Below are 9,816 nucleotides of genomic sequence, written 5' to 3' on the forward strand. Positions count from 1 at the left end.
AGGAAAAAATGTGACAAAACGATTAAAAAATCGGTGTAAATTATGACATTTTTACAGAAATATGACATATTTATTTCGACACATTGATTCTCTGTGTCGATCATGTTACAATTTTATTTGTATCATGGAATCATGAAATATGGAAAAGGAGATCCTATAAATGAAGGATGTATTTAATAAGCGCCAGCGCTTTTCATTGCGAAAGTATAGCGTTGGGGTTTGTTCTGTTCTCTTAGGAACAGCGCTCTTTGCTGCAGGAGCTCAATCTGCGTCAGCGGATGAAGCAAAAGCAGCCTCTGAATCTGCGGGAACAGCAGCTTCAGAAGCAGCACAACCTGCTACAACAGAGTCAAGTCAAGCAGAAGCACCAGTTGCTTCTAAGGCATACGGGGAAGGGGGATCAGTTCCAAAAATTGACCTTTCTGGGACTGCTGCTGCAACTTCAGAAACACCAGCTTCAGCGATTGAAAAAGCTGAGGCAACTGCAACACCAGCTGCTACAGAAAAGCAGGTAGCACCAGCTGAAACTAAAAAAACTGAAGAAGCTTCAAAACCACTAAACGTTGGTTCATTGCCAGAAATCGCTCTACCAGTTACAAATAAGGCAGAGTTGAGCTCTAAGCCAGCCTCTACAACAGCTTCTACTACAGCACAACCTACTGCAACTCGTGCTGCAGCAGGTGAAAGCTCAGAAAGAGCAGCTGTAAGAGAAGAAGCAACTACACCAGCAGTAACAACTACTTTTTCAGCTACTGTAAATCCAGCAGCTCCAATCACCGGTACAGAAGAAGCTGCGCAAGCAGATAGAGCAGCAAGTACAGATGCTGCTGCGGCTGTAGCAAACGCTGCTACAGAACGTACAAATGCAGGAGCTTTAGCAGTAAGTAGCCGTCGTCGTAACCGTCGTGCCGCTGCAGACCACAATAACGAGCCAGTTGCTGTAGCAACTTTCTTAAAAGACGGTGAAGTTGCTACACCTGATATGACGGATCCTAACGGTGCAAGTGTTCGTTCACAAACAGTACCATCTGGTTACGCTACTAAAGAAGGCGATGTCTACACCTATAGTATTGTAGACCTTACTCGTTTCAATGAACGCTACAATACAAACTACTATACACGTGCCTATAAGAGATTTGATGCTTCAACAGATACGACAGTTGAATTAATTGATAAAAACACTGGTAATGTAGTAGAAACTAGAAAAATTACTGCCTCTAGTGGTATTCAAAAATTCACGACAACTACAGCTGCATCTAAAGGTGAATTGACTTGGCAACTTGATTACGATCCAGGTACAGGAGCTGGTCCTGGTAAAACTGACCAACCATTTATTCAATACGGATATGAAGTTGGGGCAAGTATCCAAGCTTTGGTAGCTCCAGGACACAACCTTACTACTGAAGAACAAAAATTATATGATGCAGTTTATGCTGCTCGTACATCAACAGATATTATCAACGTTGTAGAGCCAGCTTATAACGGTCGTACGATTACGGATACTAATGCCAAGATTCCAGTAGCAGTTAATAAAACAACTTACTATAAAGTAGTTGATAAAAATAATCCAACCTTTAACGCGAATAAAACGGATGTAACTGTTCAAGATTATAAAGAAAATGGCAATGAAGTAGACTTGGCTTCATACACTCTTAAAGCTATGGAAGGTCAAAACTTCACAGCATCTGGAGAACGTCAATTCGATGGTTACAAATTGTATCAAGCAGCTGATGCAAATGATCAATCAGGTTATGTAAGTCGCCCTTACAAAGTTGGAACTAAATTCATGGACGCTGAGCGTGCAGGAATTAAACGGATTAAAGAAATCGTAGGTGAAGATGGAACTGTAGTGGTTCGTGTTTACTTACTAGATCCAAAACAACAAAGCAAACGTTCTGACGGTACCTTGAGCACTGATGGCTACATGTTGCTAGCAGAAACCAAGCCGATTAAACCTGGTGATTATAACAAACAAGAATTAAATGTTAAGAAATCACCTCTTAACACCATTCCTTTCACAGATAGCAAAGGTGTAACCTATGCAAATGGTAAGGAAGTTCCATTTGACTTCCAAAAAGCTGCTGGATACACACCGTATAAGACTGTCTTTGTTCCATTCTTGGGAGATAATATTGGACACCTTTCTCCAAACGAACAATTGGTTCGTGGAGTAAATGGTATCGGTACAAACGTTGACTTGCTCAACTCATTGACACCGTATAAACAACCGGTTTATTACTATGTCAAACAAGAACCTGTAACAGTTACTCCAGAAGTTGAAAAACAACTGGAAGGACGTGTGCTTGTTGATGGTGAATTCAGCTTCAAGATTAAAAAGGATCAAGAAAATAAATCACTTCCAGGATATGAAGAAACTGTAACTAACAAAAACGGTAAAGCTACATTTAGTAACTTAACTTACAATAAAGTTGGTACTTACACTTACACAATCACTGAGGTTAAAGGGGCAGATACAAACGTCGATTACGATGGTATGACAGTTAAGATGACTGTTACTGTAACTGAGAACTCTAAAGGTGATTTGCAAGCTTCTGTTAAATATAGCGGTACTGGTGGATTTGCTTCAAGTGCAGATGATAAAGTCTTCAATAACTACGTTGTAGCTCCAGTTAAAACTAAATTTGACTTTAGCAAGGCTCTCGCAGGTCGTGAGTTGAAAGCCGGTGAATTTAGCTTCGTATTGAAAGATTCAACTGGTAAAGTTCTTCAAACTAAGACAAATACTAAAGAAGGTGTTGTAGCCTTTGATGATTTGAGTTTTGACAATACACAAATTGGTAAGCACAAATACACTGTAGAAGAAGTTATCCCAGAAAATAAAGAAGCTGGTATGACTTACGACACAATGAAAGCTGAAGTGACCATTACTGTTACTAAGCAAGGTCATGTTCTTAAAGCAACAAACACACTTCCTGCAGATACAGAGTTCAACAATACCTTCACACCTGTTGCTACACAAGCTCAATTCAAGTTCACTAAGAAATTGGAAGGGAAAGAGCTCACGAAGGATGCCTTCACATTTGAATTGGTTGAAAATGGTAATGTCATCCAAACGAAGAAAAATGCGGCTGATGGAACCATCCAATTCGACGCGATTTCTTACGATAAAGAAGGTTCACACACTTATACTGTACGTGAAGTAGCTGGAACAGATACAAACATCGACTACGATGATATGAATGCAGTCGTAAAAGTTAACGTTACGAAAGATGCTGCATCTGGTGTCTTGACTGCTAAGGTTACAATGCCTGAAGATACAGAGTTTAACAACTTTGCAGTAGCTCCAGTTAAGACTCGTTTCGACTTCAGCAAAGCCCTTGCAGGCCGTGAGTTGAAAGAAGGCGAATTCAGCTTTGTATTGAAAGATTCAAATGGTAAGACTCTTCAAACCAAGACCAATACTAAACAAGGTGTTGTAGCCTTTGATGATTTGACCTTTGATAATACTCAAGTTGGTACTCACAAGTACACTGTAGAAGAAGTTATCCCAGAAAATAAAGAAACTGGCATGACTTACGACCCAATGAAAGCTGAAGTAACAATCACTGTTACTAAGGAAGGTCATGTTCTTAAAGCAACAAACACACTTCCTGCAGATACAGAGTTCAACAACACCTTCACACCTGCTGCAGCTCAAGCTCAATTCAAGTTCACTAAACGTCTTGAAGGGAAAGAGCTTACAAAGGATGCCTTCACATTCGAATTGCTTGAAAATGGCAATGTGATCCAAACCAAGAAAAATGCAGCAGATGGATCTATCACATTTGATGCGATTGAATACAACGCTGTAGGTAAACACACTTACACTGTGCGTGAAAAAGCTGGAACAGATACAAACATCGACTACGATTCAATGAATGCAGTCGTAACCGTTAATGTAACGAAAGATGCTGCATCTGGTATCTTGAGCGCAGCTGTTACAATGCCTGAAGACACGGAATTCAACAACTATGTGGTTTCACCAGTTGTGACCAAGTTTGACTTCACTAAGAAATTGGCTGGTCGTAAATTGGCTGCAGGCGAATTCAGCTTCGTATTGAAAGATTCAACTGGTAGAGAAGTTGAAACTGTGCAGAATGATGCTGACGGTAATGTTACCTTCTCAGAATTGTCATTTGACAATACAAAAGTTGGTACCCACACATATACTGTAGAAGAAGTGATTCCGGCAAACAAAGAATTTGGAATGACTTACGACCAAATGAAGGCTACAGTGACTGTTGAAGTTGCCAAGAACGGTCATTCATTGACAACTGTTACAAACGTGACATCAACTGGTGGTAAAGATGCCAATGGTAACGCTACTGATGGTACTGCAGATAAAGAATTCAACAACAAAGTTACTCCTCCAGAAACTCCAAAATTCCAACCAGAAAAATTTGTCGTTTCTAAAGAGAAATATGACATCACTGGTAACAAGTTGATGGATGACGACGATGAGTTGACAAATGAGTACACTGAAACAAATGCGGATCCATATGTAGATAAGACAACTAACAACGAACCAGAAAACTTGAATACCAAGACAGTTAAACGTGGTTCTAAATTGGTTTACCAAGTATGGCTTGATACTACGAAATTTACTGAAGCGAACAACATCCAATACGTTGGTGTATCTGATACATACGATGCAGAAAAATTGGACGTTAATGCAGCTGACATCAAAGCATACGATTCAGTAACTGGTGCAGAAGTAACCAATAAATTCGACATCAAAGTTGAAAACGGCACCATCACTGCAACTTCTAAGGAAGCATTTATCAAAGATAAAGTAAACGCTCCTGTTATCGACACCACTAAGTTCGAGTTTGGACGTTACTATAAATTTGATATTCCAGCAACTGTGAAAGAATCTGTTAAAGCTGGTGCGGATATTGAAAATACAGCCAACCAAACAGTTCACGTTTACAACCCAGTAAGCAAGACAGTTGAAAAACCTGAAAAACCAACACAAAAACGTGTCAACAGTGTTCCAGTTCCAGTGGAAATGAACTTCACGAAACGTTTGGAAGGTCGTGAACTTCAAAAGAACGAATTCGAATTCGTATTGAAGAAAGACGGCGTTGAAGTTGAACGCGTGAAGAATGACGCTGCTGGTAAGATTGTCTTCAAGACTCTTGAATTCGGTCGTGATGATCTTGGTAAGACTTACAACTACACAGTAGAAGAAACTCCTGGTACAGATGCAACTGTCAAATACGACACAATGGTTGCTACTGTTAAAGTGGTTGTTTCACACGACGGTACAGCTAAGGCAATCGTTGCCAACGTAACAGATGCAGCTGATAAAGAATTTAACAACCGTGTAACACCTCCAGAAGAGCCTAAGTTCCAACCAGAGAAATACGTTGTTTCTAAAGAGAAATACGATATCACTGGTGACAAGCTTGTTGACGATGATAGAGAGTTGGCAGACAAGTACGCAGATACAAATGCGAACCCATATGCGGACGATGCATCCAACAACGAAGCAGAAAACTTGAATACCAAGACTGTTGAACGTGGTTCTAAATTGGTTTACCAAGTATGGTTGGATACAACTAAATTTGATGCAGCTAACAAGGACAACATCCAAACAGTTGGTATCTCAGATAACTATGATGAAGCTAAATTAAATCTTAATAAAGCTGACATCAAAGCCTATGACTCTGTAACAGGCGCAGAAGTAACAGATAAATTCGATATCGCTGTCAACAACGGTGTGATCACTGCTAACTTGAAAGCTGGCTTCACGAAGTCACTTGGCGATGCAGAAAACACACAAGTCATCGACACAACTAAATTCGCATTTGGACGTTACTACAAGTTCGACATCCCAACAACAGTGAAAGACGATGTGGTAGCTGGTGCGGATATCGAAAATACTGCGGCTCAAGTTGTAAACTACTACAACCCAACGACTAAGAAAGTTGAAAAACCTGAAAAACCAACTGAAAAACGTGTCAACAATGTTCCAATCTCAGTAGAATTTAACTTCACTAAGAAATTGGAAGGTCGCGACCTTAAAGCTGGCGAATTCACATTCGAGTTGAAAGATAGCGACAATGTTGTGATCGCAACGGCAACCAACGACGCAGACGGTAACTTCAAGTTCACTCCAGTTGACTACACAAACAAAGCTGGTAAAACTGTCACTGCCCTTAAATACCAGAAGGGTCAAGAAGGTACGTACACTTACACTGTAACAGAGGTGAAAGGTACAGATTCAACTGTCACTTATGATGAAATGGCTGCAGTGGTAACTGTTAAAGTAAGTCATGATGGTACTGCGAAAGCCTTGATCACAAACGTGACAGATCCTGCCGATAAAGAGTTCAACAACCGTGTCACTCCACCAACTGAACCTAAGTTCCAACCAGAGAAATACGTTGTTTCTAAAGCGAAATTCGATATCACAGGTACGAAGCTCGTTGATGACGATTCTGAATTGACAGATAAATATGGTGAAACAAATACAAACCCATATGTCGATACAACTGCCAACAACGAAGATGAAAACTTGAATACCAAGACTGTTGAACGTGGTCAAAAACTTTACTACCAAGTATGGTTGGATACAACTAAGTTTGACGCAAACAACAAAGACAACATCCAAACAGTAGGAATCACAGATAACTACGACAAGGATAAATTGACTGTTAATGCTTCAGATATCAAGGTTTACGATTCAGTTACTGGTGCAGATGTTACGACTAAATTCGATATCTCTGATAACAATGGTGTTCTGACAGCTAACCTTAAGGATGGCTTCACTAAGTCACTTGGCGACGCTGAAAACACTCAAATCATTGACACTACTAAGTTTGAATTTGGACGCTACTATAAATTTGATATCCCAGCAACAGTGAAAGACGATGTTGTAGCTGGTGCCGATATTGAAAACAAAGCAGCTCAAGTTGTTAACTACTACAATCCAGTAAGTAAGACTGTTGAAAAACCAAACAAACCAACTGAAAAACGTGTAAACAGTGTTCCAATCTCAGTTGAATTCAACTTCACTAAGAAATTGGAAGGTCGCGACCTTAAAGCTGGCGAATTTACATTCGAGTTGAAAGACAGCGACAATGTTGTGATCGCAACTGCAACCAACGACAAAGCTGGTAAGATCAAGTTTGCTCCAGTAGAGTACACCAATAAAGCTGGTAAAACTGTCACTGCCCTTAAATACCAGAAGGGTCAAGAAGGTACCTACAAGTACACAGTAGAAGAAGTTAAAGGCTCAGACGCAACCGTTACATACGATACAATGAAAGCTGTCGTTACAGTTGAAGTTCGTCATGATGGTACAGCGAAAGCCTTGATCACAAACGTGACAGATCCTGCTGATAAAGAGTTCAACAATACTGTTCGTCCTCCAGAAGAACCTAAGTTCCAACCAGAGAAATACGTTGTTTCTGAAGAGAAATTCGATATCACAGGTGACAAGCTCGTTGATGATGATAAAGAGTTGGCAGACAAGTACGCAGATACAAATGCGAACCCATATGCGGACGATGCATCAAACAACGAAAAACAAAACTTGAATACCAAGACTGTGAAACGTGGCGACAAGTTGGTTTACCAAGTATGGTTGGATACAACTAAATTCGACGCATCTAACAAGGACAACATCCAATCAGTAGGAATCTCAGATGACTACGATGAAACTAAGTTGGATCTTGATTCTACTAAGATCAAAGCTTACGATTCAGTAACAGGCGCAGAAGTAACAGATAAATTCGATATCGCTGTGAACAACGGTGTGATTACTGCAACCCTTAAAGATGGCTTCACTAAGTCACTTGGCGACGCAGAAAACACACAAGTGATCGACACAACTAAATTCGAATTCGGCCGTTACTACAAGTTTGACATCCCAACAACAGTGAAAGCTGATGTACCTGGTGGTGTGGATATTGAAAATACTGCGGCTCAAGTTGTAAACTACTACAACCCAACAACTAAGAAGGTTGAAAAACCAAGCAAACCAACTGAAAAACGTGTAAACAACGTTCCAGTTGAAGTAGAATTCAACTTCACTAAACGCTTGGAAGGCCGTGAACTTAAAGCTAACGAATTCAGCTTCGTACTTAAAGATTCAAAAGGTAAGACTCTTGAAACTGTAAGCAATGATGCATCTGGTAACGTTAAGTTCTCAGCTATGTCATTCAAGAAGGGTGACGAAGGTGTTCACAACTACACTGTAGAAGAAGTTAAAGGAAGCGACGCAACCGTTACATACGACACAATGAAAGCGAATGTAACAGTCACAGTGAAACACGATGGTACTGCTAAAGTTCTTATCGCGACTGTAGGCGACATTGCGGATAAAGAATTTAACAACCGTGTGACTCCTCCAGAAGAACCTAAGTTCAATCCTGAAAAATATGTTGTTTCTGAAGCGAAATTTGATGTAACAGGTACGAAACTCGTTGATGATGACAAAGAATTGGCTAACAAGGTTGCGGATACAAACGCTAACCCATATGCGGACGATGCATCAAACAACGAAGCAGAAAACTTGAACACCAAGACTGTGAAACGTGGCCAAAAACTTTATTACCAAGTATGGCTTGACACGACTCAATTTGATGCAGCTAACAAGGATAACATCCAAACAGTTGGTATCACAGATGACTTCGATGAAACTAAGTTGACTGTGAATGCTTCAGACATCAAGGCATACGATTCAGTATCAGGTGCGGATGTTACATCTAAGTTTGACATCTCAATCGCTAACGGTGTAATCACAGCTAACCTCAAAGATGGCTTCACTAAGTCACTTGGCGACGCTGAAAACACTCAAATCATTGACACTACTAAGTTCGAGTTTGGACGCTACTATAAATTTGATATTCCAGCAACTGTGAACGCAGATGTTCCTGGCGGTGCGGATATTGAAAATACTGCGACTCAAGTAGTTAACTACTACAACCCAACGACTAAGAAAGTTGAAAAACCTGAAAAACCAACTGAAAAACGTGTTAACAACGTTCCAGTTGAAGTGGAATTCAACTTCACAAAACGTTTGGAAGGTCGTGAGCTTAAAGCTAACGAATTCAGCTTCGTTCTTAAAGATTCAGAAGGTAAGACTCTTGAAACTGTAAGCAATGATGCGGCTGGTAACGTCAAGTTCTCAGCTCTTGAATTCAAGAAAGGCCAAGAAGGCGTACACAATTACACAGTAGAAGAAGTTAAAGGATCTGACGCAACCGTTACATACGACACTATGAAAGCGAATGTGACAGTCACAGTGAAACACGATGGAACAGCTAAAGTTCTGATCGCGACTGTTGGCGAAATTGCGGATAAAGAATTTAACAACCGTGTAACACCTCCAGAAGAACCTAAGTTCCAACCAGAGAAATACGTTGTTTCTAAAGAGAAATACGATATCACAGGCGACAAGCTCGTTGATGATGATAAAGAGTTGGCAGACAAGTACGCAGATACCAATGCGGACCCATATGCGGACGATGCATCAAACAACGAAAAAGAAAACTTGAACACCAAGACTGTGAAACGTGGCGATAAGTTGGTTTATCAAGTATGGTTGGATACAACTAAATTTGACGCAAACAACAAGGACAACATCCAATCAGTAGGAATCTCAGATGACTACGATGAAGCGAAGTTGGAACTTGATTCTACTAAGATCAAAGCTTACGACTCAGTAACAGGCGCAGAAGTAACAGATAAATTCGATATTACTGTGAACAACGGTGTGATCACTGCAACCCTTAAAGATGGCTTCACTAAGTCACTTGGCGACGCAGAAAACACACAAGTGATCGACACAACTAAATTCGAATTCGG

1 protein-coding gene is annotated in these 9,816 nt (G+C 40.3%); it reads left to right on the forward strand.

Translation table 11 applies throughout. The features are described from left to right. Positions 1 to 160: 160 nt before the first annotated feature. Positions 161 to 9,816, forward strand: a 9,656-nt coding sequence (locus tag P5Y91_RS10140; protein ID WP_277839400.1) for a streptococcal pilin isopeptide linkage domain-containing protein, incomplete at its 3' end; no start/stop codon positions are given.

It is taken from the genome of Streptococcus taoyuanensis (assembly GCF_029589235.1).
Lineage (GTDB): Bacteria > Bacillota > Bacilli > Lactobacillales > Streptococcaceae > Streptococcus > Streptococcus taoyuanensis.